Here is a 24,892-nt window from a genome sequence, read left to right as displayed (position 1 = left end):
GTTCCGTGATGTGTCGAGGTCGGCGAAGTTCTCGCGGGAGATCAATTGGATGGCGGAGCGGGGTCTGTCGACGGGCATCAGGAAGACCGATGCGTCGGGCGGGGTGTACTTCGTGTACGAGCCGAAGACGAACGTGTCGCGCGAGGCGATGGCGGCGTTCCTCTATCGCCTGTACGCGCCGAAGGGTTATGTCGCGCCGAAGGCGTCCCCGTTCGCGGATGTGAAGCCGGGGGACAAGTTCTACCGGGAGATCTCCTGGATGTATCAGTCGAAGACCTCGACGGGCATCAAGCAGGCGTCGGGAAAACCGAGGTTCGAGCCGAAGGCGGGCATCACGCGTGAGGCGATGGCGGCGTTCATGTACCGCCTCGACACGGGGCGGAAGCCGGCGGCGCCGAAGACATCGCCGTTCGCGGACGTGCGGCCGGGGCAGAAGTTCTACGCGGAGATCGCGTGGATGTCGCAGAGCGGGCTCTCGACGGGCATCTCGCAGGGGGCGGGTGCGAAGCCGGTCTACGCGGCGAAGAACCGCGTCACCCGCGAGGCCATGGCCGCCTTCCTCTACCGCGCCGAGCACTGAGGCCGTCACCCTGCGGGAGCGGCGAGCGCAGTCGCAGAATCCATGCCGGTGGATCATGCGACTGCGTTCGCCGTGCTCTCTCCGCGCAGGATGACCGGTTGGGGCCGCGCCGCGCGCTCCGCTCGACCGGCGGAGGCGAGCCGCCCGCCGCTCAACCGGCGGGGGCGTCCTCGGGGTCCGCGGCGACGCCGCCCCCGTGATCGCGCGCGCAGCGCGTCGCCGGTCCGTCGGTGCGATGGGCGTCCTCGGTCGAGGCGTTGAAGCGGTGCAGCCCATCGCGCAGCTGTTCGAGGGATTCGAGGCTCCAGTCCTCGAAGCGCTCGTGGTAGGAGTGCGCCCAGCGCTCGCGGATCCGCTCCATGAGCCGCCTCGCGCGCTCGCTGACGGTGAGCAGGATCACACGCCGGTCCTCGGGGGCCGCTTCGGTCTCGATCAGCTCCAGCTCCCGGAGCTTCGCGATGTGCCGGCTCACCATCGCCTTGTCCATCCCCAGCATCTGGCTGAGGCCGGTGGCGGTCACGGGGCCCTTGCGCAGCACGATCTGCAGCACCATGATGCCGCCGCCGTTCAGATCGGGGTGCACCTCCTCGGCGTAGCGCACCCAGCGGGTGCGCGCCGAGGCGAAGATCTCCGAGAACTCGGAGATGATGCCGGCGATCTCGGTGCCCCGCGGCGAATCGTCCGTCGCCGGTGCGGTCTGGGTGCTGTGCTCCTGCATGCCTTCGAACCTAGCGGGTCTCCGCAGCCGCCGTCGCGGCGTCCGCGGCCTCCCGCTCGAGCTCGGCGCGCTGCTGGGCGGCGCTCTTCGTGCTCAGCGGGAGATTCGGAATCAGCATGATGGCGACGATGGCGACGATGGCGACGGGAGACGCCGCCAGGAAGACGTCGCCGATGCCGTGGCCGTACGCCGACTCGACCACCTCGCGGATCGGCGCCGAGAGCTCCGCGATCTTGGGGATGGTGCCGCCCGAGAGCTTGTCCGCGCCTGCGAGGGCCTCGGGATTCGTCTTCGCGAGATTCTCGAACCCCTCCTTGATGAAGGCGACCACCTGGTGGGAGAGCATCGCGCCCATCGCGGACATGCCCGCCGTGCCGCCGATCGTGCGGAAGAAGGTGACGGCCGAGCTGGAGACGCCGAGCTCGTTCGGGGAGACCGTGTTCTGCACCACCAGCACGAGGTTCTGCATGCACATGCCGACCCCGGCGCCCAGCACGAACATCGCGAAGCCCACGAACCAGAAGGACGTGTCGTAGCGGAGCTGCCCCATCATCACGAGGCCCGCGAGCATGATGAAGGATCCGGCCACCATGTAGCGCTTCCACTTGCCGGTGCGCGAGATGATCTGGCCCACGAGGGTCGAGGCGAGCAGCACGCCGGCCATCATGGGGATGGTGAGCAGGCCCGACTCGGTGGGCGTCTTGCCGCGAGCCAGCTGCATGTACTGCCCCAGGAACACCGAGGTGCCGAACATCGCGAGGCCCACGGCGATGCTCGCGATCACCGACATGGTGAAGGTGCGGTTCTTGAAGAGGTGCATCGGGATCAGGGGCTCGTCGACGCGCAGCTCGACGATCACCGCGACGACGAGCAGCAGCAGGCCGCCGCCGACCATCGCGAGGGTCTCCCAGGACCACCACTCGAACTGCGAGCCGCCGAGCGTCACCCAGATGAGCAGGCTGGCGAAGCCGATCGAGATGAGCGCGGCACCGAGGTAGTCGATCTTGACCTTGCGCTTCTCGGTGCGCAGGTGCAGGGTCTGCTGCAGCACGATGATGGCGACGATCGCGATGGGCGCCGCGACGTAGAAGTTCCAGCGCCAGCCGATCGCGTCGGTGATCGCGCCGCCGAGCAGCGGGCCGCCGACGGTGGAGACCGCCATGATGGCGCCCATGATGCCCATGTACTTGCCGCGCTCGCGCGGGCTGATGATCTCGGCGAGCACGATCTGGCCGAGCGCACCCAGGCCGCCGGCGCCGAGGCCCTGGAGCACGCGGAAGGCGATGAGCCAGCCCGGATCCTGCGCCATGCCCGCGAGTGCCGAGCCGACGGTGAAGATGATGAGGGAGAGCTGCAGCAGCACTTTCTTGCTGGTGAGGTCGGCGAGCTTGCCCCAGATCGGGGTGGAGATCGCGCTCGCCAGCATGGTGGCGGTGACGACCCAGGTGAAGGCCGCCTGGTCGCCGCCGAGGTCGGCGATGATGATCGGCATCGACGTGCCGACGACCGTCATCGAGAGCATGGACACGGCCATGCTGAGGAAGAGGCCGGTGAGCGCGAGGTTCTTCGCGCGCCCGCGCAGCACGCCGTCTTCCGGGGCGGTGCGCGGGGTCGAGGTGAGGGTCTGAGCCATGCGGAGCTGGAGTCCTTCGTCGTGGGAGTCGTGCGGTGTTAGTTGATGAAGATCAACTATAAGCACTTGGTTGATCAATGTCAACTAATGCGGGGCGGCGTGGGTGACAGTGCGGCCGCGGGCACGGGCCCCGTCCGCCACTCGTGCAGGAGATCTCCCGTCGCGCAGGGCGAAACCGCGAGATCCTCCTGTTCCGTTGTCGATCTCCTGTCGGAGTGGCGGGCGGCGGGACGGACGGCGGGACGGGTGGCGGGGCGGACGGATCGGCGGGCGGCGGTAGGGCAGAATGGAGGGCATGGGTTTCGAGAGCGGCAGCATCAGGATCGGCGTGATCGGAGGCGGGCAGCTCGCCCGCATGATGGTGCCCCCGGCGATCCACCTGGGCCTGCGCATCAGCGTGCTGGCGGAGAACGAGGGATCGAGCGCCGAGCGCGCCGCCGACGCGGTGGGCGACTACCGGGATCCCGAGACGGTGTACGCCTTCGCCGAGACCGTTGACGTGGTCACCTTCGACCACGAGCACGTGCCCGGTGAGATCCTGCGCGAGCTCGAGCGCCGCGGCACGGCGGTGCACCCGCGTCCCGACGCGCTGCAGTACGCGCAGGACAAGATCCTCATGCGCGAGAAGCTCGGCGAGCTCGGCGTGCCGATCCCGGCCTGGGCGGCCGTCGAGGACGAGGTCCAGCTGCAGCGGTTCATCGACGAGCGCGGCGGTCGCGCCGTCGTGAAGACCGCCCGCGGCGGCTACGACGGCAAGGGCGTGCGCGTCGTGTCGGACGCGGCGGAGGTGCGCGACTGGTTCACCGCGCTCGCGGAGGACGGCCGCGGCGGCCGCCTGCTCGCCGAGGAGCTCGTCGACTTCACGCGCGAGCTGTCGCAGCTCGTGGCGCGGCGACCAAGCGGCGAGACCCGCACCTGGCCGGTGGTCGAGACGATCCAGCGCGACGGCGTCTGCGCCGAGGTGCTCGCGCCGGCTCCCGTGCAGGATCCCGCCACGCTCGAGGAGGCCGCGCGCATCGGTGCGGCGGTCGCCGAGGGCGTGCAGGTGACCGGAGTGCTCGCGGTCGAGATGTTCGAGGCGAGCGACGGTCGTGTGCTCGTGAACGAGCTGGCCATGCGTCCGCACAACTCGGGGCACTTCTCGATCGAGGGGTCGGTGACCAGCCAGTTCGAGCAGCACCTGCGCGCGGTGTCCGACCTGCCGCTGGGCGACACCTCGATGACCGCTCCGGCCGTCGTGATGGTCAACGTGCTCGGGGGACCGGCGGAGGGGCCGATGCCGACGCGCTATCCGGCCGTGCTGGCCGAGCACCCCCGCGCCAAGGTGCACAGCTACGACAAGCAGCCCCGCCCCGGCCGCAAGGTGGGCCACATCACGGTGACGGGCGACGACCTCCAGGAGGTGCTCGCCGAGGCGCGGGCCACCGCGGCCGCGTTCGACTGAACCCCCGGGCCAAGAGGCCACTACGATTGACCTCATGAGCGACACCACCGCAGCGCCCCTCGTCGGCGTGATCATGGGCAGCGACAGCGACTTCTCGGTGATGAGCGACGCGGTGCAGGCGCTGCGCGAGTTCGGGATCCCGCACGAGGTCGAGGTCGTCAGCGCCCACCGCACCCCCGACCGGATGGTGACCTACGCCCGCGAGGCCGCCGGCCGCGGCCTGCGTGTGATCATCGCGGGCGCGGGCGGGGCGGCGCACCTGCCGGGCATGGTCGCCTCGATGACCACCCTGCCCGTGATCGGCGTGCCGGTGCCGCTCGCCCGCCTCGACGGCCTCGACTCGCTGCTGTCGATCGTGCAGATGCCGGGCGGCATCCCAGTGGCGACCGTGTCGATCGGCGGAGCGAAGAACGCCGGCCTGCTGGCCGCCCGGATCCTCGGCGCGAGCGATCCCGAGCTCGCCGAGCGGCTCGACGCCTACGCCCGCGAGCTCACCGACATGGTGGAGGCGAAGAACGCCGCGCTGCAGACGCGGATCGCCGCGGACCGGTAGGTGGCCGCGGTCGGAGGCCCGGCGGCATCGGAGGCGGAGGATCCCCGGGCCGCCGCCGGGAGCCGCCGGTATCGACGCGCCCTGATCGCGCTCTTCTGCGCGGGTCTCGCCACCTTCGCACAGATGTACTCGCCGCAGGGCATCCTGCCCGACATCGCGCACGAGTTCGGGGTCGCCGCGGGGGCCTCGTCGTGGGCGGTGGGCGCCACCACCATCGGGGTGGCCCTCGGGGTGCTGCCGTGGGCGCGCGTCTCCGACCGGTTCGGCCGGGTGCGCACCATGCGCACGGCCCTGTCCGCGGCGATGCTGCTGGGCCTCGTCACCCCGTTCGCTCCCGGCTTCGAGCTCTTCATCGCGGCGCGTCTGCTCGAGGGGGTCGCGCTCGCCGGCCTCCCGGCGATCGCGGTGACGGCCATCGCCGAGACCGTGCGGCCCCTCGCGCTCGGCGGTGCGGTGGGCACCTACATCGCGGGCACCACCATCGGCGGGCTGCTCGGCCGCATCGTCGCGGCCGAGGTCGGCGAGCCGTTCGGCTGGCGCTGGGGCATGACGGCGGTGGCCGTGCTGGCCGCGTCGGCCACGTTGGCGTTCCTGGTGCGCATCCCGCCCACGGCGGTGCCGCCCGGACCGTCCCGGCCGATCCCGAGCGCCGTTCTGGCGAATCTGCGCACGCCCGGCGTGATGGTGCTCGTGGCGCAGGCCTTCCTGCTGATGGGCGGCTTCGTCGCGGTGTACAACTACCTGGCGTTCCGCCTGCAGCACGACCCATTCGGTCTCACGCTCGCGCAGGCGTCGTGGATCTTCCTCGCGTATCTCGCGGGCGCCGCCGCGTCGCGGTGGACGTGGCAGCTGACGCGCGCGATCCCGCCGACGCGGGTGCTGCTGAGCTGCATCGGGATCATGCTCGCGAGCCTGGCGCTCACGCTGCTGCCCTGGCTCCCCGGCGTCATCCTCGGACTCGTGCTGTTCACCGGCGGCTTCTTCGCAGCCCACTCCATCGCCAGCGGTCTCGTCGAGCGCCGGGCGAGCGCCGGCGGCCGCAGCATCGCTCCGCCGCTCTACAACCTCGGCTACTACGCCGGATCGAGCCTGCTGGGCTGGTTCGGGGGTGTGGCGTTCGGGTGGGCCGGCTGGGGCGGCACGGCGCTGATGGTCGCGGGATCGGCGCTCGCCGCCGGACTGCTGGCCTGGGGCTACGCCCGCGCGAACGGCGGGGTCGCCGCGGTCGATCGGGTGTCGTGAGGGCCGGCATCGTGCCGCATCCGCCCGCTGGTCCGTCCCCCTCCCAGGACGCCTCCACCTCGCGCGTCAGGAGTTGCGGGCATTTCGCCGGTGTGGCGACATCTTCTGGCGCGCGCACGCAGAGTGGGGGCGTGCGGATCCCGCACGGGCGACGTCAGAGATTCGCGTGAGTCTCCCACAGCTGCCAGGCGGCCCCGTACCAGCTGAACCCGCGGCTGCGATCGCAGGCGAGCACCGAGAGCTGGGCGAGCGCGTCGGGGTCGCGGAACAGGCGCGTGTACTCGGCCGCGAACGCCCCGGCGTTGTCGGCGGAGACGCCCGCGTCGAACACGAGTTCCGCGGTCGCGGGATGACCCGCGTGGAGCACGGGGACCGCCGCGCACAGGGCGCCGAGCAGCACGTAGCCGGTCCCGGCGAAGCTCTGCGGCTGCACCATGAGCGACGCCCCCGAGAGCACCGCCCCGATGTCGGCGAGCTCGCGCGCCCGCACCGGGACCACGCGGTCGCGGAGCTCGTCGGGCACCTGCGTGCCGCCGGTGTCGGAGGGGTCGCGATCGCGGGGGGAGACCCCCGGGTCGAAGCCCTCGAGCACCACGAGCGGCGGCAGCGACGCGTCGATGCGCATCGCGTCGAACAGCCACTCGAGCCGGCCGTGCTCGCCGCTCATCGCCGTGGTCACGGCGTATCGTTCGGGAAGGGCCAGGGCGGCTCGCCGCTCGGCGGCGTCGGGGCCCTCGCGGAACTCGGCGGGAGGAGCGAGCTGGATCACCTGCACCGGCAGATGCTCGCCGTAGTGCCGCTGGAGCACGCGCGCCGTGGCGTGGGTCGGCGTGAGGATCACGTCCGCGAGCTTCACGGCGCGGCGGGTGAAGGCGCGGAAGAGGCGCGCCTGAGAGCCGCCGAGCACGGCCGGGGCCTCCCACGCGATGGAGTGCGGGATCGTCACCGAGGTCTGCGAGCCGTCGTCCTCACCGCGGGCGCGCAGCGGCATCAAGGGTGTGAGCGAGTGCGCGAACTCGCCGTCGAGCGGCCGCGCCGTCGTGCCGCTCTGCCACACGAGGGGCAGCAGGCTGGCTCGCATCGGCAGCCGCTCGATGCGGATCAGCGGCGACTCGAACTCGGGCGCCGCGCTGCCGCGGCCCACGAGGAACCGGGCGCTGCAGCCGCGCGGAGCGGTCGCCGCGATGGCCTTGGCCAGGTCCCGCGCAGCCGCGGAGTGGATCTCCGCCTCCCAGTCGGGGAATGGCTCGGCGATGAGGGTGAGTGTGGCCATGTGCTCCCCCTCCGCCGTTCAGCTCCGGCCCTGGCATGAGGCCGAAGTCGCGCTTCGGGTCTCATTGTATTGAGTTCGTACGCTGAAAGTCTGAGGGATCCATCGGGACGATCGGCGTCAAGTGTAGCCGTGATGCAAATGTGACCTTCGGGGCGGATGGCGGGACCGACCGTGCGGATCCTGCGACTCGCTCCGCTCGCGCAGGATGACGGCGGGTGAGCTCCGCTCGCGCAGGATGACGGCGGGTGAGCTCCGCTCGCGCAGGATGACGGCGGGTGAGCTCGGCTCGCTCAGGATGACGGCGGGTGAGCTCCGCTCGCGCAGGATGACGGCGGGTGAGCTCCGCTCGCGCAGGATGACGGCCGGTGAGCTCGGCTCGCTCAGGATGACGGCGGCGGGCTCCGATCGCGCGGAACAGGCGAGACGCGCGCCGTCAGCGGTTCGACCGCTTCCGTGCAGAGCGGCCAAGTACCCTGTTGCGTATGCGTGTTTTGCTGACAGGTGGCGCCGGGTACATCGGCTCCCACACCGCACTGGTGCTCGTCGAACGCGGTCACGAGGTGATCGTGCTCGACGACTTCTCGAACAGCAGCCCCGAGGCGGTGCGCCGCGTCGAGGAGCTCACCGGCTCTCGGATCCCCGTGATCGAGGCCGATCTCGCCGATCGTGCGGCCGCGGCCGCGGCGCTCGACGGCGTCGCGTTCGACGCCGCGATCCACTTCGCCGGCCTCAAGGCGGTGGGGGAGTCAGTGGCCGAGCCCACGCGCTACTACCGGGTCAACCTCGACTCGACGCTCGCCCTGCTCGACCTCATGCGCGAGCGCGGGGTGGGCAAGCTGGTGTTCAGCTCGTCGGCCACCGTCTACGGCGACCCCGAGTACGTGCCGATCGACGAGGCGCATCGCGCGGGGGTCGGCATCACCAACCCGTACGGCTGGTCCAAGTTCATGAACGAGCAGATCATCCGCGACGCCCAGGCCGCCTGGCCCGAGCTCGGCGCGGTGCTGCTGCGCTACTTCAATCCCGTAGGCGCGCACCCGTCCGGTCGCATCGGCGAGGATCCGACGGGGATCCCGAACAACCTCATGCCGTTCATCGCGCAGGTGGCCGTGGGCAAGCGCGAGCGGCTCAGCGTGTTCGGCGGGGACTATCCCACGGTCGACGGCACCGGCGTGCGCGACTACATCCATGTGATGGATCTCGCGGAGGGGCACGTCGCGGCGCTCGAGCGCATCGCCGCCGGGGTCGAGACCTACAACCTCGGATCGGGTACCGGATCGAGTGTGCTCGAGGTGATCCGCGCCTTCGAGGAGGCCTCCGGGCGGCCGGTGCCCTACGCCGTCGCGCCGCCGAGAGCGGGAGACGTCGCGGCGATGACCGCGGATCCCTCGCACGCGAACGCGCGGCTGGACTGGCGCACCACGCGCAGTCTCGCCGACGCGTGCCGCGACACCTGGGGCTGGCAGTCGGCGAACCCGAGCGGTTACACCGCATGAGCCTCGATCTCGAGCGGCCGCTCCGCAATCCCGACACGGGGTCCGAGCCGCTCATGAGCAAGCGCGCCAGGTGGCTGGTCGTGCTCGGCTTCCTGCTGCCGGGCAGCGCGCAGCTGCTGGCGGGCAACCGCAGGCTCGGCCGCCTGGGTCTCGTCGCCACCCTCGTGCTCATCGCGGGGGCGGTCGCCTCGCTGCTCGGACTGCTGCTCGCCCGCGTGGCGACGTTCTCCCTCTTCACCAACGGCTTCGTGCTGCTCGCCCTGCAGATCCTGCTCTTCGCCTACGCGGTGCTGTGGCTCGTGCTGGGGTTCGACACCCTGCGGTTGACGCGCCTGGTGCGGGTGCAGCGCGCGTGGCGCATCCCGGTGGTCATCCTCTCGGTGCTGCTGACCGTGGTGCCCTCGGCGGGGGCGGCCTGGGCGGCGACCACGGTGGGCGCGGGGCGCAGCCTGCTCGGAGACCTGTTCCAGGGCGCCCCGGCGGTGGAACCGGTGGACGGCCGCTACAACATCCTGCTGCTCGGCACCGACGCGGGCTCCGACCGCGAGGGCCTGCGGCCCGACAGCATCTCGCTCGTGAGCGTCGACGCCGAGACCGGTCAGTCCGTCATCATCGGCCTGCCCCGCGAACTGATCCAGATGCCGTTCCCCGAGGACTCCCCGATGCACGAGGTGCACCCCAACGGGTTCTGCGTGGGGCCCAACGCGTTCGGGCCGGAGGGCGGCTGTCTGACGGGATACCTGAACGGACTGCACGCCGAGCTCGAGCAGACGGCCGAGATCGTCGAGGCGGAGGGACTGCCCGAGGAGTTCAAGCGTCTCTACGACGGCATGTACGCCGACGCGCGCGCGCGCGGATCCTCGCCGGGCATCGAGGCGACGAAGGACGCTGTGAGCGGCGCCACCGGGCTGCAGGTGCAGTTCTACGTGCTGGTGAACATGGACGCCTTCTCGAGCCTCATCGACGCGCTCGGCGGCGTGACGATCAACGTGCAGGAGCGGCTCCCGGTCGGCGGGCAGATCGACGAGTACACCGGCGAGCTCGTCGGAGTGCAGGAGTGGATCGAGCCCGGCGAGCAGCATCTCGACGGCTTCGCCGCGCAGTGGTACGCCCGGTCGCGGTACGGGTCGGCGAACGGCGACTACGACCGCATGCAGCGCCAGCGCGAACTCCAGGCGGCGATCCTCGCGCAGATGAACCCGGCCAACGTGCTCGCGAAGTTCCAGGACGTCGCCGCCGTGGGCGGGGAGCTGGTCGACACCGATCTCCCGCAGTCCATGCTCGGCCGCTTCGTCGACCTGGCTACGAAGGCGCGGGAGCACTCCCCGGTCAATGTGGAGCTCGTGCCGCCTGCGGTCGATCCCGAGATGCCCGACTACGCCGCGATCCAGCAGCTCGTCGCCGAGGGTGTGGCCGCCGCGTCGCCGCAGGAGGAGGAGTAGCGGCGTCCGCTCGGGCGTGCTCCCCGACACGGTCGCGCGAGCGCCCGCACCCGGGCGTGCCGCCCGGAGATGGACCCTGAGTGAACCTCGGATGGCGCGCCGGTAAACTTGCCGCACTGTGGCAAGAGACGATGAGCGCGCGGCGTCGCACCCCGGCGGCGCGGACGGAACGACCGCCCCGGTGATCACCGGCCGGCGAGGGCGCTGGGCCTGGGGTGCCGGGATCGCCGGATTCTGGGTGCTGATGCTCGTCGGCGCCGTGCTGGCCGGCGGCGGCCTCTGGGTGCGGCGCACCTTCGGGCTGATCTCGGTCGATCAGCTGCTGATGAACCTGCCGGGGGGCGAGGGAGCGGGCGGCGGCGGGCTGATCGCGGGCGCCGCCGTGATGATCCTGCTGGTGCCTTGCGCGCTGGTGCTCGTGCTGATGCTGCTCACCGAGAAATCTCGCCGCGAACTGCATCGCGGGGGAGTGCTGCGAGGCGGGGGCCGCTGGGTGCTGCGCGGAATCGCGCTGGTGCTCGCCGTAGCGGTGCCCCTCGGCGGCGGAGCGGTATTCGGCTCCACGATCGGGGCGGCGGAGTACGTGCAGGCGTACGCGCGCGAGGCCGCGGGAGGCACGACCCTCGCCGACTACTACGTCGTGCCCCGCCACGGCGTGGGTGCGAATGCCCAGGGCGGCCCGGGGATGCGGGCCGACAGCGGGGCCGGGGGCGAGCGGCGCAACCTCGTGACGATCTACCTCGAATCGATCGAGGACACCTTCGCCGACGAGACGATCTTCGGGACGAACATGCTCGCCCCCGTGCAGGAGGCGACGGAGGGGTGGGACTCCATCCCGGACCTGCGCCAGTACGAGGGAGGCGGCTGGACGATGGCCGGCCTGGTCAGCACGCAGTGCGGGATCCCGCTGCGCACCGCCGGGGCCGTCTCCGATGTCACCGCGCTCAACCTCATCGGTCACGACGACGAGAGCGTCGAGGAGTACCTGCCGGGTGCGACCTGCCTGGGAGACGTGCTGGCCCGCGAGGGGTACCGGAACGTCTACATGGGCGGGGCCGACGCCCGCTTCGCGGGCAAGGGCGCGTTTCTGGAGACCCACGGGTACGACGAGGTGCACGCCCTGCAGGAGTGGCGAGACCTCGGCGAGACGGAGATCCGTCCCGACTGGGGGCTCTCCGACCGCCGACTCTTCGATCGGGCGCGGGAGGAGGTGACCCGTCTCCACGAGCTGGGACAGCCGTTCAACCTCACGCTGCTCACCCTCGACACGCACGAGTCGCCGTACCGCTACGACTACTGCCCCGACGACGCCGCGCAGCCGATGACATCGATCACGGCATGCTCGATGGAGCAGGTCGCGGGATTCGTCGACTTCCTCGAGCGGACCGGCGTGCTCGAGGACACGACCGTCGTGATCATGGGGGACCATCTCAAGTTCGAGGCCGAGACCAACAGCTTCTGGGACGAGCTCAGGAACCGTGAGGGGCGCACCATTTTCAACCGGGTTCGGGCGCCCGGGGGCGTCGAGTTCGCCCGCGACGACCTCGACCAGTTCAGCATGTATCCGACGCTCATCGAACTCGCGGGCATCGAACTCGAGGATCACCGCGCGGGGATCGGGGTGTCGGCGCTCGCCGACGCGGACGACGTACCGGCGGGTACGATCCTCGATCTCGACGAGGGGGAGTATCGCGCGGTGACGCAGTCGCGCGCCGCGGCCCTGTACCGCGACCTGTGGGGTCTCGGGGCGTCCGGCTAGACTGGGCGGGTTCCGAATCCTGAAGGAGTGTGCGCATGCGCGTGACCGCCGTACTGGTGGCCTACAACCGGCGGGAGCTGCTGAGGGAATCGCTCGAGGCGCTCGCGGCGCAGAGCCGACCCGTCGACCGCCTGGTCGTGGTCGACAACGCCTCCGACGACGGCTCCGGGGAGGTCGCCTCCGAACTGCTGGAGCACTGGGGTGCGCGGGCGCGCCTGATCGGGCTCACGAAGAACACCGGCGGTGCCGGCGGGTTCGCCGCCGGGATCGCGGCGGCCGTCGCCGAGGACGACACCGACTGGGTGTGGGTCATGGACGACGACACGGTGCCCGGGCCCGACGCGCTCGCGGGTGCGCTCGCCGCGCACGAGCGCTACGTCGCGACGGGGCAGGACGATCTCGCGGTGATGGGATCCCGCGTCGTCTGGACCGATGGCGAGGATCACCCGATGAACACCCCCAAGCCCAAGATCCGCGCCTCCGCCGACGAGCGGGCCCGCGCGGCCGAAGTGGGATGCATGGAGATCCGCTCCATCTCCTTCGTCTCGGCCTTCCTCCGCGCGGCGCGCGTGCGCGAGCTGGGCCTGCCGCTCGCCGACTACTTCCTCTGGAACGACGACTTCGAGTACTCGGCGCGGCTGCTGCGCGGGGCGCGCGGACTCTACGTGCCCGGTTCCGTCGTGACGCACAAGACCGCCAAGCGCGGCTCGAGCGATCAGGATCCGGGCCCGCGCTTCTACTTCGAGGTGCGCAACAAGCTGTGGGTGTTCCGCCGCAGCCGCTCCCTGCTCGGGTGGGAGAAGGCGCTCTACTCGGCCGCGACCGCCCGGCGCTGGTTCCGCACGTTCCTCGCCTCGTCGGATCGCGCCCAGCTGCGCGACTGCCTGCGGCGCGGGTGGCAGGACGGCTGGCTGCGCTCGCCCCGGCCCACCCGGGTCGTGCTGCGCGACACGGGTGTCCCCGTCGACGTGATGGTCGAGATCGAACGGCTCTCCAAGCTCGACTCGAAGTAGGGTCGCCGGGCCGCTTCCGGGCCTCCGGCCGGGTTCGCGAACGGAGCGATCCTCGACCTAAGTCGTACGTAATCCTCGCCAGAGGTGCATGGCCCCTCGGTCTTCGGTGCAGGTAATCTGCTCTGCGACGGTGGACACCTGTCTTCCGTTTCAAGGGGATGAAGGCATCGCACCGGGGGGTCGAGATGCGGGGAAACAGTCGGGCCCGTCTGGCCTGCGCTCTTCTGGTCGTCTGCGGCTTGATCGTCGGCGGCCCGGTTCCGAGCGCCTTCGCGACCGAGCCCGATGCCCCAGCCGAGATCGATGCGACCGCGGGTGCCGATCAGGGGTCCCCGGAGAGCACGGACCCCGGGGCGGGCGCCGATGACACGGCCGGATCGGCCGCCGGCGACGGTCAGACCCCGGAATCCTCCGAACCGCAGCCGGCCCCGACCGCCGAACCGTCCACCGCGCCCGCCGGCGAACCGGCGCCGAGCGATCCGACGTCCCCCGACGAGACAGTCGGCCCCGCGGCGAGCGACGGCGGTCTGGTCGTCGATGCCGCCTCCCGACCCGGCGCGGTGACGGTCCGGGCGGTCGTGCTCTCGCAGACCAATCAGGTGCGCAAGGACAACGGTCGCGCAGCGCTCGCCTCCAGCGCCGCGCTGGATGCGGTCGCGCAGCGCTGGTCGGAGCAGCAGGCCCGCGCCTCGAAGATGTCCCACAACCCCAGGCTGGGGAGCGAGGTGCCCGCGGGCTGGAAGCGCCTCGGCGAGAACGTCGCCGCGGGCTTCTCGTACCAGAGCGTGGTGCAGGGCTGGCGCAATTCGCCGGGACACTTCGGCAACATCATCGGCGACTACACGCACATCGGGATCGGGGTGGGCTACGACAGCCTCGGCCGGCCTTACTACACGCAGGTCTTCGGGAAGTATCCGAGCGGGATCTCGGGCGATCGCGTCGTGTCGGCGCCCAGCGACGGGCCGTTCATCGACGTGCGCAAGAACGACAAGTTCGCCACCGAGATCGCCTGGATGCTCGAGACCGGCCTCTCCACGGGCATCGGCACGAGCGCCGGCCGCGCCTACGACCCGAAGGGCACGGTGTCGCGCGAGGCGATGGCGGCGTTCCTGTACCGGTTGAGCACTCCGAAGGGCGCGAAGGCTCCCGCGGGCTACACCGCCCCCAAGACCTCGCCATTCGCCGATGTGCCCGTCTCGCACAAGTTCTACAAGGAGATCGCCTGGATGTACACGTCCGGGCTGTCGACCGGCATCAAGCGCGCCTCGGGCAAGCCCAAGTACGCTCCGAAGGACGGGGTGTCGCGCGAAGCGATGGCCGCGTTCATGTTCCGGCTCGAGAACCCCTCGAGCAACGGCACACCGGGCACCTCCCCGTTCGCGGACGTGCCGCGATCGCACCAGTTCTTCAAGCAGATCGCGTGGATGCACGCCTCGGGTCTGTCGACCGGCGTGAAGCAGAGCTCGGGCAAGCCGAAGTACCTGCCGAAGGACCGGGTCTCCCGCGAGGCGATGGCGGCCTTCCTCTACCGCGCCAAGGCGTAGGGGTCAGCAGCGCTGGTCATCCCGCGCGCAGAACGACGAAACTTCCGCCTCCGTCATCCTGCGCGAGCTCGCGAGTCGCAGGATCCATGTTGCAGACACACTGGCCTTGCTGCTCCTGCCGCTAGGCTGTGGGATCATGCCAGAACCCGCTCCCGCTGACGCCGCTCAGGCCGATTTCTCGCTGCTGCTCCCGGTGTACGCGGGGGACGAGGCCGGGTTCTTGCGGCAGGCGTTCGAGAGTTCGGTGGACCGCCAGACGCTGCGGCCCGCCGAGGCCGTGATCGTGCAGGACGGCCCCGTGCCCGAGGCGATCGCCGAAGAGCTGCGGCGGATCGAGGCGCAGAGCCCGATCCCGGTGCGCCTCGTGGTGCTCGCCGAGAACCGCGGGCTCACCGGGGCGCTCAACCGCGGCCTGGACGCCTGCGACTTCCCCGTCGTGGCGCGCATGGACGCCGACGACGTGTCGCGCCCCGAGCGCTTCGAACGGCAGTGGGCACTGCTGCAGGACGGCTACGACCTCGTGGGCACGGGGATGGAGGAGTTCGAGTCGGATCCGGAGCGTCCGAGCGGCCTGCGCACCCCGCCGGTGGGCGCGCAGCGCATCCGGGATCACGCCCGCACCCACAACCCGTTCAACCACCCGACCATGATGTACCGCGTCGAGGCACTCGACCGGGTGGGCCGGTACCAGGCCTTCGGGAAGATGGAGGACTACTGGCTGGGGGTGCGCCTGATCGACTCGGGGGCCCGGGTGGAGAACATCGCCGAACCGCTGCTGGCCTACCGGGTGGGCGCCGGCGCCTTCGCGCGGCGCGGGGGCTGGTCGGAGGCGCGCACCGAGTGGCGGCTGCAGCGCGAACTGCTGCGCATGGGCTTCGTGACGCCCGCCCAGTACCTGCGCAACGTCGTGATGAAGGGCCTGTACCGTCTGCTGCCCGCCGGGGCGAAGCGCCTGCTCTTCCGCGGTCTCATCGGCCGTGGGCTGCCGGGGGATCGCGCGGCGGGCTGAGCTCAGGGCGACCTCACCCTGCATGACCACCTGTCATCCTGCGCGGTCTGCCGGGGGACAGCGCCGCCGGCGGAGCTCGGACCGACCCCCTCATCCTGCGCGCGGCGAAGCCGGTCGCGCTGCGCGAGCGAAGCGAGTCGCAGTACGCAGGATCCACAGCCGAATCCGGCGACTGCGTGCAGAAAGGCGATACGCTCATCCGCTCGATCCACTAGATTAGACCGCACGGGTGGGGAGAGACGATGGGGAATCGACGGGGGTCGACGCGCGCGCAGGCGATGGTGCTCGCAGCCGCGCTGCTGATCGCGATGCCCGTTTTCGCGTCCTCCGCGCCCGCGACGGCGGTCGGATCGCCCGCCGACGACGGGTCGAGCGGCCAGGAGAGCACGCAGGAGACGCAGACACCCGATGAGGGCCAGGGATCCCCGGATCCCGATGCTCCGGATGCCGGGGATCCGCTCCCGGAGACGCCCGACGGATCCGGTGACGCGGGCTCCGGTGATCCCGGTGACACCGAGGGCGTCGACGAACTCGACGGACCGCGCGGCCCCGACGGCGGCCTGGCCTCGGACTCGCCCGGGCCCGCGACGGCGAAGCCCTGGGACGGCTCGGAGCCGGGGCCGCTGACGCACGCCGCCGGACGCGGCGCGGTGCTCGGCGACGACTACCCGGCGAAGTACAAGAACATCCAGCAGATGCAGCCGCCGGTCTGGGACGAGTGGAACTTCGCGCACCGCCAGTGCACGTCCTTCGTCGCGTGGCGTCTCAACAGCGCGAACGGCGTCGGATTCTCGAACCAGTACGGCGGCGTGATCCGGTGGGGCGACGCCGGTCAGTGGAAGGCGACGGCGGAGAGCCTGGGCATCCGCGTGGACACGCGGCCGGAGGTGGGAGCGGTCGCCTGGAGCGGACCGGGCTACGGGGGAGCCTCGCAGTTCGGCCACGTCGCGTGGGTGGCGCAGGTGCTCGACAACGGCAACATCGTCATCGAGGAGTACAACAACGGCTGGCTGGGCGCCTACGGAACCCGCACCGTGGCCCCGAGCGCGTTCCAGGGGTACATCCACATCAAGGACATGACCAAGCCCTTCACGAAGACGTCGAAGCCGACGATCAGCGGGGCTCCGATGCTCGGCGGTGCGCTCACCGCCGCGGTGAGCGGCTGGCAGCCCGCCCCCACCAACCTGCGGTACCGCTGGTTCCGCGACGGCACAGCGATCTCCGGGGCCTCCGGTGCGAGCTATCAGCCGATGCGCGACGACCTGGGCGCGAGCATCTCGGTCGAGGTGACGGGCGACCGCCCGGGCTACACCGCGACCGGCGTGCTCTCGAGCAGCACGACCGCGGTCCTGATGATCGACGCGAACGGCAACGGCGTCGACGACACGCAGGAGATGCTGCCCTGGGACTCCGACATGAACGGGGACGGCCTGCCCGACGCGGTGGGTTTCAGCGCGAACGGGGTGCAGGTGGCGCTCCGTTCGCCGAGCGGGCTCGGTGCAGCCAGGACCTGGGGTTCGGGGTTCGGCACCGCGGCCGGCTGGGGTGTGTTGACGCACCCCCGCGCCCTCATCGACGTGAACGGCGACGGCATGGCCGATGTCGTGGGCTTCGCGAGCGGCGGCGTGTACGTGTCGACGAGTACGGGATCCGAGCTGCGGCCCGCGACTCGGTGGTCGAGCCAGTTCGGGTCGGCGACCGGATGGGACGTCAGGTTCCACCCGCGCACCCTGGCCGATGTCAACGGCGACGGTCTGCCCGACGTGGTGGGCTTCGCCGCGGGCGGCGTCTACGTCGCCCTGGGCACGGGCACCTCCTTCGGCGCGATGCAGCGCTGGTACGCGGGCTTCGGCTCGGGCACGGGCAGCACCGCGGCGAACAGCTGGTGGGTCGACAACTCCGTGCGGTTCGTCGCCGACATGAACGGCGACGGACGGGCGGACATCGTGGGCATCTCGACCGCGGGAGTCTACGTGGCGCTGAGCACCGGCAGCGGTTTCGCGAAGGCGCAGCAGTGGTCCACCGCGTTCCGGGGCAACGACGGCTGGCGGGTGGGGACTCATCCGCGCACGCTCGCCGACGTCGACGGAGACGGACGGCTCGACGTGGTCGGCTTCGCCTCCGGCGGCGTCTACGTGGCACTGAACTCGGGATCCGGCCTGCAACCGGTGTCGCGCTGGGTCTCCGGATTCGGCACCTCCGCCGGGTGGCAGACGGGGCGTCATCCGCGCACGCTGGCGGACGTGAACGGTGACGGTCGCGCCGACGTCGTGGGGTTCGGCGCCGACGGAGCGGTCGTGTCGCTGAGCTCGGGATCCGGCTTCTCGGCGCCCGCCCGCTGGTCGGGCGAGTTCGGCGCGGGATCCTGGCTGGTCGACCGGCATCCGCGCATGGTGGTCGACGTGAACGGCGACGGCCGGGCCGACATCGTGGGGTTCGGGGCGGACGGGCAGCGCGTGGCGCTCAGCACGGGCCGCGCGTTCGGCACCTCGAGGCTCGAGACGGCGGCCATGGGGTTCTCGTCGGGATGGCGCGTGGCGGCGCATCCGCGCATGGTGGGCGTGCAGCGTCTCACGCGCACACCCGTGCCGGTGATCGCCGGTCAGCCCGGCGCCGGGCAGACGCTGCGCGCCCCGGCGGGCAAGTGGCGGCCGGCGCCCGTGCAGCTCAGCTACCAGTGGAATCGCAACGGCAGCCCGATCCGAGGCGCAACGGGCGAGAGCTACCGGCTGACCTCGTCCGATATCGGGCGCCGCATCACGGTGACGGTGACGGGCGAGCGCAACGCCTACGACTCGAAGTCGCTCACCTCGACGGTGGTGAAGGTGCCCGGCACGCCCCCGCTGCCGACGAGCACGCCGTTCGCCGATGTGGGAGCCTCGCACAAGTTCTACCGCGAGATCGCCTGGATGCACACCTCCGGCATGTCGACGGGGGTGAAGCAGGCGTCGGGCAAGCCGCGGTACCAGCCCGGCGCCGGGGTGTCGCGCGAGGCGATGGCCGCGTTCCTCTTCCGGCTCGACGCGCTGAAGACCTATCGGGCCCCGTCGGCCTCGCCGTTCCGCGACGTCGGCGTCTCGCACAAGTTCTACCGCGAGATCGCCTGGATGCGTTCCTCCGGGCTGTCGACGGGGATCAAGACCTCGAGCGGGACGGTCTACGACGCGTCGAGCAGCGTGTCGCGCGAGGCGATGGCCGCGTTCCTGTACCGGCTCGAGAAGCCCAGCGGGTATCGTCCTCCGACGACGTCGCCCTTCGCCGACGTGCCGACCTCGCACAAGTTCTACCGCGAGATCGCGTGGATGCACGAGACGGGGCTGTCGACGGGGATCAAGCAGCGCTCGGGCAAGCCGAAGTACGCGCCGAAGGACGCGGTGTCGCGCGAGGCGATGGCGGCCTTCCTGTACCGCCTGGAGACCCGCGGCTAGCGGGGAGTCGGAGCGCGCATCCAATTTCCGCGTTAGGCTGGACGCGTTTGATCGATTCAGGGGGAGAAAAATGAACGGATCGAATCGGGGGACAGCTGCGGCGTTCTCGGAGGCGCGCAGCTCGAAGCTCACGAGGCTGCTCGCGCTGCTGCTCGGTTTCGCGCTGCTGTGCTTCGGCATGGTGGCGGGTGCTGGTGCGGCTCAAGCCGCGGGCGACCACACGGTCAGCGGAACGATCCAGTTCCCCGCGAGCGCGCCGAGCGATGTGCGGGTGCCGTGGGGACCCGACGGGAACGGCGGGTACGTCGGGATCTATCTCACGCTGGACATCAAGCAGGACGGGACGGTCGAGGGGTGGCAGCTCGGTAAGGACGCGAACGTCAGCTTCGATCCCGCCACCGGCGCATGGGCGGTGACGGGTGTTCCGGACGACGAGTACCGATTGAACATCAGCGTCTCGCTGCCGAACAACGGCTACGCCCCCGGATCGTTCCAGGAGCTGACGGTGAGCGGGAGCGATGTGGCGGTCGGGACGACCTCGATCTCCGAGGAAGGGCGTCTGCGGGCGGCCATCGCCCGCTGCGGCTGGGAGAACGGAGACGAGACGGCCTTCTACGTGAAGAACACGGCGACCGGAGCCGTCTACACGGCCGAACCCGCTCAGAGCGGATGGGTGGAGCCGAGCACCGACTGCCCGCCCGAGGTGTCGTATGGAAACTACAGCTTCTCCGGCGTGCCTGCCGGAAACTACACGGCCTATTCGGTGTGGAACGGGGACACGCAGTACTACACCGGTTTTGATGCTCCGACGTCGTCGACGGCCTCTGACGCGCTGGTGTTCTCCGTGAAGAACTGGGAGGGGACGAATCTCGAAGCGCTCGTGTTCCCCCACGTGGTCGCGGGCACGCCGACGATCGCGGGCACGGCGAAGGTCGGACAGGCGCTGAGCGCTGACCCGGGCACCTGGCAGCCGGCATCTGCGACGCTGGCCTACCAGTGGCTGCGCGACGGGTCGGCGATCTCGGGTGCGACGTCTTCGACGTACACGCCGGTCGCCGCCGATCAGGGCAAGCGGATCTCGGTGAAGGTCACGGGCACGAAGGCCGGATACGAGCCCGCCTCGAAGACCTCGGCGCAGACGGCCGCGGTGGCTGCGAAGCCGAAGCCCGATCCGGATCCCGAGCCGACGAAGCCGCCGTTCACGGACGTCTCGAAGAACCAGAAGTTCGCCAAGGAGATCACCTGGATGTACACGTCGGGGCTCTCAACCGGGGTGAAGACGCAGAACGGCCGGGAGTACCAGCCGAAGACCGGCGTCTCGCGCGAGGCCATGGCCGCGTTCCTCTACCGCATGGACGGCGCGAAGTACACCGGCCCGAAGGTGTCGCCCTTCGCCGACGTGAAGCCCGGCGACAAGTTCTACGACGAGATCACCTGGATGTACGCGAAGGGCCTCTCGACCGGTGTGCAGCAGAGCTCGGGCAAGCCGGACTACCAGCCGAAGGCCACGGTGACCCGTGAGGCGATGGCGGCGTTCATCTACCGACTCGAAGGGGCGAAGTACACCGCGCCGAACACCTCCTTCTTCTCCGACATCGCGCGCGGGGACAAGTTCTACCGCGAGATCTCGTGGATGTACGACTCGGGCCTCTCGACCGGCGTGAAGCAGCCCTCGGGCAAGCCGGCGTATCAGTCGAAGGCCCAGGTGACCCGTGAGGCGATGGCGGCCTTCCTGTACCGCCTCGAGAACTAGGTCCGTGTACGGAGAGCACCCGGACGGTTAGGCTGGAGTCCATGTCTGTGAAGTCGCGAACGCTCACGACCGCAGTGCTGGGGATGGGGATCGCCTTCGGCCTGCTGCTGCAGGGTGCCACCGCCTACGCGCAACCCGATCCGGCCACGGGTCGGGAGACTGCGTCGGAGGCGGCCTCCGACACGAACGCCGCGGCGGATGCGGACGGGGGATCGGACACCGGCACCGGAGGAGACGCGGCGGCCGACACCGACACCGGCACCGGAGGAGACGTGGCGGCCGACACCGACACCGACACCGGCGCCGGCGCCGATGCCGATCCCGTCGAGACGCCGGACCCGGAGCAGCCGGTCGAGCCGAGTGATCCCGAGCCCGCCGATCCGGAGCCGCCCGCTACCGACGACGATGGCGAGCCCGCACCCGACCCCTCCGAGGAGGATCCGGTCACGGACGGCCAGGAGGGCGCCTCCGACGATGAGCCCCGCGAACCGCTCGTGATCGCGCCGCTGGCCGCCGCCGCATCGACCTCGCTCTCGAGCGGCTTCAAAGCCGGCTACATCGTCTCGGACGCCAACTTCTACAACGGCACCGCCATGACGTCGGCCCAGATCCAGACCTTCCTCGATCAGCGACTCAGGTCGACCTCCGACGGTCGCTGCACGATCGGCGACTCCGGGCGCAAGGCGGGTGCCGCCTGGGGCAGCACGAGGATCGCCGACAAGTGCTTGGCGACCAAGACCTGGAGGACGGACTCCAGAGCCGCGAACAACTACTGCAAGGCGTATGCGGGCCGTTCGAACGAGTCCGCGGCGACGATCATCGCGAAGGTGTCCAAGGCCTGCTCCATCAGCCCGAGGGTGCTGCTGGTGATGCTCGAGAAGGAGCAGAGCCTCGTCACCGACACGTGGCCGACGGTGCGCCAGTTCGACGTGGCGATGGGCTACGCGTGCCCAGATTCGGGGCCCAACAACTCCGCCAACTGCGACCCGAGCCAGACCGGGTTCATGCAGCAGGTCTACCGCGCGGCGTGGCAGCTGCAGGTGTACAAGGCGAACCCCGCGAGCTACAACTACAAGCCCTTCCAGACCAACACGATCCAGTGGCACCCGAACGCCGGCTGCGGCACCTCGCGGGTCTACATCGAGAATTGGGCGACCGCCGCGCTGTACATCTATACCCCCTACCGTCCCAACCAGGCGGCGCTGGATGCGGGGTGGGGCACCGGGAACTCGTGCTCCAGCTACGGCAACCGCAACTTCTACCAGTTCTACAAGCAGTGGTTCGGATCCCCGAACTCGACCTTCCCCGACGTGCCGCAGGGGCATCAGTTCTACACCGAGATCGAGTGGATGGCCGCGACGAAGCTGACCACGGGGATCACGACCTCCGACGGACGCAGGATCTACTCGCCCAAGGGCACCGTGACGCGCGAGGCGATGGCGGCGTTCCTCTACCGTCTCAACGGCTCGCCCGCCGTGGACACGAGCAAGGCGCCCTTCGCCGACATGCGGCCGGGCGACAAGTTCTACAAGGAGATCGTCTGGATGTACAACTCGGGCCTGTCGACCGGCATCAGCCAGGGCTCGGGCAAGAAGCCGATCTACGCGCCGAAGGATCGGGTCTCGCGTGAGGCGATGGCTGCGTTCATCTACCGCTACAAGGCGGCGAAGTACACCGGCCCGGCGACCTCTCCGTTCGCCGACATGAAGCGCGGCGACAAGTTCTACGACGAGATCACCTGGATGCGCAAGGAGGGTCTGTCGACCGGCATCGCACAGCCCTCGGGCAAGCCGATCTACGCGCCGAAGGATCGCGTCTCGCGCGAGGCGATGGCGGCGTTCATCTACCGGCTCTCGAACTGAGGCGAGCGCGCGGCGGTGCGGGCGCGCGGTGCCGTGCCGCCGTCGCCGCCCGCCCCGCGCGTTCACTGCACGAGGTGCTGCTCCAGCCACGGGGCGAGCGTGCGGGCGAAGGTGCCCGCGACGTGGGCCGTGTCCTGGTAGACGATGGTCCCGCCGATGACCGCGTGGCAGAGCTCCTCATCGCACAGCACCTCGCGGGGATCGATCATGGGGATTCCCGTGTCCGCCCCCACGGTCGACACCCAGGTCTCGGGGAACGCCAGCGGCGACGCGCAGGGGTCGGGGACTCCGCCTGCGGCCTCCACGCACGCCGGTGCCGGCTCGCCCTCCATCCCGGGGACGTCCCGGACGATGAGGATCTCCTTGCCGGCCTGCCGCAGCGCGGCGAACAGCTCGGCGGCCTGCGCCTCGGTCCCCTCGTAGTTGATCTCGTACGCGGTGAAGACGACGGTGTCGATCGACTCGTCGCCCGCGATCTCGTCCTGCACCTCCGCACTCCAGCTCGCGCATCGCTCCTGGCGCTCGGCGGATGAGCCGGTGCTCACGACTCCGTGACCGGGGCATCCGGATCGGGCCCGCATTCCGAGGTTCCACTCGCGGGTCTCCGCGAGCGCGGCGAAACCCGGGTACAGCGAGTACATGTGGGAGTCGCCGAGCAGCATGACGGTGGTGTCGGAGCCGCGGTCGACGTCGCAGCGCACCTCCGCACGTCCGGCGAAGCTCTGGGAGGAGCAGTCGCGGGAGTACTCCTCGGTGTTCCAGAACACATCGTCCTGCGTCGCAGAGGGATCCACGGTGCCGGTGACGGCGTACGGCTCTGCGCAATCGTTGAGGATCGCGTACGCGCCGAAGCAGCTCTCCGCGTCCGCGCTCTCCGAGGCGATCGCGGCCTGGCGCTCGGCGGTCTGCGCATTCCCCACCGCGACGGGCGTGACCGTGAGCGCGAGGATCGCGGCGATGCTCGCCGCCATGAGCGAGAACGTCGCGGGGCGGCGGCTCAGCATGCCCGGGGCACGGCGCACCGGATCCTCGACCAGGTACTTCGTCGCAGCCGCGAGCGCCAGCGTGGCGACCGCGATGGCCGCGCCCCAGATCCAACCGGGAGCGCGCCCGAGGAGCGCCGTCGCGACGACGATGAGCGGCCAGTGCCAGAGGTAGATCGAGTAGGAGGTGTCCCCGGCGAACTGCACCGGTCCGGCCTTCGCCAGGTACTGCGGACTCCAGGGGGACGAGGAGTCGCCCAGCCACAGGAGCCCCGCGGTTCCGAGCACGGGGATGAGGGCGATCCATCCGGGGAAGGGGGAAGCGCCGTCGAAGCGGAAGGCCGCGCCCACGATCGCGGCGAGCGCGAGCCAACTGCACAGGACGTGCCCCCAGCCGCGCAGGCGGGCTGCGGGGAGGAGCGCGACGAGCCCGCCCGCCGCGAACTCCCACGCCCGGGTCGTCGTGATGAAGTAGGCGGAGGGCTGGGAGCGAGCCGTCTCGATGACGGAGAACGCGAGCGAGGCGCCGAGCACGAGCACGAGTGCCACCGCGACGGCGGTGCGGGGGGATGTGCGCGAACTCCTGCTCGCGGCCCAGACCGCCAGCAGGATGATGAGCGGCCAGAACAGGTAGAACTGCTCCTCGACGGAGAGCGACCAGTAGTGCTGCGCGATCGAGGCGGCGTTGTCGGCGGCGAGGTAGTCGACCGAGTCCGCCGCGAGCCGCCAGTTGAGCAGGTAGAACGAGGCGAAGGCGATTTCGGTGAAGTTCTGGTCGCGGGCCGTGGTCGGGAGCACCGCGTAGACCGCGAGCGCAGAGACCGCTAGGACGAGGAGCGCGGCGGGGAGCAGGCGCCTGACTCGGCGGGCCCAGAACTCGGTGAGGCGGACCGTTCCGGTGGCCGTGACCTCGCGGAGCAGATGCGCGGTGATGAGGAATCCGGAGATGACGAAGAACACGTCGACCCCGATGTACCCGCCCGGAAGCGCGCTGGGGGCGAGGTGGAAGACGACGACGAGCGCGACCGCGAGTGCGCGAAGCCCCTGGATGTCGAGTCGGAACTGCTTCTGAGGCACACAGGCCATTGTACGGTTCCGGCGGTCCCGGTGAGGGCCGCCGCCGACGGGCCCAGGAGGGATCCGCGCTCATCAACTACTAT

The 24,892-nt window shown here is 70.5% G+C and carries 16 protein-coding genes and 1 pseudogene; 13 read left to right on the top strand and 4 right to left on the bottom strand.

The window, feature by feature from the left end; all coding sequences use genetic code 11:
- A pseudogene (locus tag ACWKZU_RS15845) lies at nucleotides 1-580 on the top strand (hypothetical protein); the annotation flags it as partial.
- Between the two features lie 151 nt (nucleotides 581-731).
- On the opposite strand, the gene ACWKZU_RS15840 reads toward ACWKZU_RS15845, so the two are convergent.
- Both ACWKZU_RS15840 and ACWKZU_RS15835 read right to left on the bottom strand, forming a co-directional pair.
- Nucleotides 732-1,298: a MarR family winged helix-turn-helix transcriptional regulator gene (locus tag ACWKZU_RS15840; protein ID WP_449283299.1), complete on the bottom strand. Its 567-nt coding sequence runs from the start codon at nucleotides 1,296-1,298 to the stop codon at nucleotides 732-734.
- Between the two features lie 10 nt (nucleotides 1,299-1,308).
- Entirely contained in the window at nucleotides 1,309-2,931 is a 1,623-nt protein-coding gene (locus ACWKZU_RS15835) for a DHA2 family efflux MFS transporter permease subunit (protein WP_449283298.1), read from the bottom strand.
- A 295-nt stretch (nucleotides 2,932-3,226) separates the two neighbouring features.
- Between ACWKZU_RS15835 and ACWKZU_RS15830 the strand changes: the two genes are divergently transcribed.
- Genes ACWKZU_RS15830 through ACWKZU_RS15820 form a run of 3 tightly spaced genes read left to right on the top strand, consistent with a single transcriptional unit; the run spans nucleotide 3,227 to nucleotide 6,170 of the window.
- Nucleotides 3,227-4,375 (top strand): 5-(carboxyamino)imidazole ribonucleotide synthase, encoded by a 1,149-nt coding sequence (locus ACWKZU_RS15830; protein WP_449283297.1) that lies wholly within the window; start codon nucleotides 3,227-3,229, stop codon nucleotides 4,373-4,375.
- Between the two features lie 34 nt (nucleotides 4,376-4,409).
- Nucleotides 4,410-4,928, top strand: a complete 519-nt coding sequence (gene purE, locus ACWKZU_RS15825; RefSeq protein WP_449283296.1) for a 5-(carboxyamino)imidazole ribonucleotide mutase — start codon at nucleotides 4,410-4,412, stop codon at nucleotides 4,926-4,928.
- Nucleotides 4,929-6,170 carry an MFS transporter gene (locus tag ACWKZU_RS15820; RefSeq protein ID WP_449283295.1) on the top strand — a complete coding sequence of 414 codons (1,242 nt, stop codon included), beginning with the start codon at nucleotides 4,929-4,931 and terminating at the stop codon, nucleotides 6,168-6,170. It begins immediately after the preceding gene.
- Between the two features lie 154 nt (nucleotides 6,171-6,324).
- On the opposite strand, the gene ACWKZU_RS15815 is transcribed toward ACWKZU_RS15820, so the two are convergent.
- Nucleotides 6,325-7,443 carry a mannosyltransferase gene (locus ACWKZU_RS15815; protein WP_449283294.1) on the bottom strand — a complete coding sequence of 373 codons (1,119 nt, stop codon included), beginning with the start codon at nucleotides 7,441-7,443 and terminating at the stop codon, nucleotides 6,325-6,327.
- A gap of 482 nt (nucleotides 7,444-7,925) precedes the next feature.
- Between ACWKZU_RS15815 and galE the strand changes: the two genes are divergently transcribed.
- The 9 genes from galE to ACWKZU_RS15770 all read left to right on the top strand — a co-directional run bounded on the left by galE (nucleotide 7,926) and on the right by ACWKZU_RS15770 (nucleotide 22,749).
- Nucleotides 7,926-8,939, top strand: coding sequence for a UDP-glucose 4-epimerase GalE (galE, locus tag ACWKZU_RS15810; protein ID WP_449283293.1), 1,014 nt, complete (start codon nucleotides 7,926-7,928; stop codon nucleotides 8,937-8,939).
- Nucleotides 8,936-10,381, top strand: coding sequence for an LCP family protein (locus ACWKZU_RS15805; protein WP_449283292.1), 1,446 nt, complete (start codon nucleotides 8,936-8,938; stop codon nucleotides 10,379-10,381). The genes galE and ACWKZU_RS15805 overlap by 4 nt, the downstream gene beginning before the upstream one ends.
- Nucleotides 10,382-10,499: 118 nt before the next feature.
- Nucleotides 10,500-12,140: a sulfatase-like hydrolase/transferase gene (locus tag ACWKZU_RS15800; RefSeq protein ID WP_449283291.1), complete on the top strand. Its 1,641-nt coding sequence runs from the start codon at nucleotides 10,500-10,502 to the stop codon at nucleotides 12,138-12,140.
- Nucleotides 12,141-12,175: 35 nt separating this feature from the next.
- Entirely contained in the window at nucleotides 12,176-13,153 is a 978-nt protein-coding gene (locus tag ACWKZU_RS15795) for a glycosyltransferase (protein WP_449283290.1), read from the top strand.
- Between the two features lie 185 nt (nucleotides 13,154-13,338).
- A complete protein-coding gene (locus ACWKZU_RS15790; protein WP_449283289.1) occupies nucleotides 13,339-14,697 on the top strand; it encodes a CAP domain-containing protein in 1,359 nt (452 codons plus the stop codon).
- Between the two features lie 136 nt (nucleotides 14,698-14,833).
- Nucleotides 14,834-15,706 carry a glycosyltransferase gene (locus ACWKZU_RS15785; protein ID WP_449283288.1) on the top strand — a complete coding sequence of 291 codons (873 nt, stop codon included), beginning with the start codon at nucleotides 14,834-14,836 and terminating at the stop codon, nucleotides 15,704-15,706.
- 242 nt (nucleotides 15,707-15,948) lie between these two features.
- Complete coding sequence (locus ACWKZU_RS15780) at nucleotides 15,949-19,134, top strand: FG-GAP-like repeat-containing protein (RefSeq protein ID WP_449283287.1); 3,186 nt, start codon at nucleotides 15,949-15,951, stop codon at nucleotides 19,132-19,134.
- A gap of 70 nt (nucleotides 19,135-19,204) precedes the next feature.
- Nucleotides 19,205-20,887: an S-layer homology domain-containing protein gene (locus tag ACWKZU_RS15775; protein WP_449283286.1), complete on the top strand. Its 1,683-nt coding sequence runs from the start codon at nucleotides 19,205-19,207 to the stop codon at nucleotides 20,885-20,887.
- 41 nt (nucleotides 20,888-20,928) lie between these two features.
- Nucleotides 20,929-22,749, top strand: coding sequence for an S-layer homology domain-containing protein (locus ACWKZU_RS15770; RefSeq protein WP_449283285.1), 1,821 nt, complete (start codon nucleotides 20,929-20,931; stop codon nucleotides 22,747-22,749).
- Nucleotides 22,750-22,811: 62 nt separating this feature from the next.
- Here ACWKZU_RS15770 and ACWKZU_RS15765 read toward each other — a convergent pair whose 3' ends face one another.
- The gene (locus tag ACWKZU_RS15765) at nucleotides 22,812-24,809 is read right to left on the bottom strand and encodes an acyltransferase family protein (RefSeq protein WP_449283284.1); all 1,998 of its coding nucleotides are present in this window, start codon (nucleotides 24,807-24,809) and stop codon (nucleotides 22,812-22,814) included.
- Nucleotides 24,810-24,892 lie beyond the last annotated feature (83 nt).

Source organism: Leucobacter sp. (genome assembly GCF_053528595.1).
Note: the sequence above shows the minus strand (reverse complement) of the source record. Positions and strands in the feature narration are given on the sequence as shown.

Bases quoted from the DNA above. Each gene is read 5' to 3' on its own strand.
- ACWKZU_RS15840 (WP_449283299.1), bottom strand. From the start codon at position 1,298: ATGCAGGAGCACAGCACCCAGACCGCACCGGCGACGGACGATTCGCCG.
- ACWKZU_RS15835 (WP_449283298.1), bottom strand. From the start codon at position 2,931: ATGGCTCAGACCCTCACCTCGACCCCGCGCACCGCCCCGGAAGACGGC.
- ACWKZU_RS15830 (WP_449283297.1), top strand. From the start codon at position 3,227: ATGGGTTTCGAGAGCGGCAGCATCAGGATCGGCGTGATCGGAGGCGGG.
- purE (WP_449283296.1), top strand. From the start codon at position 4,410: ATGAGCGACACCACCGCAGCGCCCCTCGTCGGCGTGATCATGGGCAGC.
- ACWKZU_RS15815 (WP_449283294.1), bottom strand. From the start codon at position 7,443: ATGGCCACACTCACCCTCATCGCCGAGCCATTCCCCGACTGGGAGGCG.
- galE (WP_449283293.1), top strand. From the start codon at position 7,926: ATGCGTGTTTTGCTGACAGGTGGCGCCGGGTACATCGGCTCCCACACC.
- ACWKZU_RS15805 (WP_449283292.1), top strand. From the start codon at position 8,936: ATGAGCCTCGATCTCGAGCGGCCGCTCCGCAATCCCGACACGGGGTCC.
- ACWKZU_RS15795 (WP_449283290.1), top strand. From the start codon at position 12,176: ATGCGCGTGACCGCCGTACTGGTGGCCTACAACCGGCGGGAGCTGCTG.
- ACWKZU_RS15790 (WP_449283289.1), top strand. From the start codon at position 13,339: ATGCGGGGAAACAGTCGGGCCCGTCTGGCCTGCGCTCTTCTGGTCGTC.
- ACWKZU_RS15785 (WP_449283288.1), top strand. From the start codon at position 14,834: ATGCCAGAACCCGCTCCCGCTGACGCCGCTCAGGCCGATTTCTCGCTG.
- ACWKZU_RS15780 (WP_449283287.1), top strand. From the start codon at position 15,949: ATGGGGAATCGACGGGGGTCGACGCGCGCGCAGGCGATGGTGCTCGCA.
- ACWKZU_RS15775 (WP_449283286.1), top strand. From the start codon at position 19,205: ATGAACGGATCGAATCGGGGGACAGCTGCGGCGTTCTCGGAGGCGCGC.
- ACWKZU_RS15770 (WP_449283285.1), top strand. From the start codon at position 20,929: ATGTCTGTGAAGTCGCGAACGCTCACGACCGCAGTGCTGGGGATGGGG.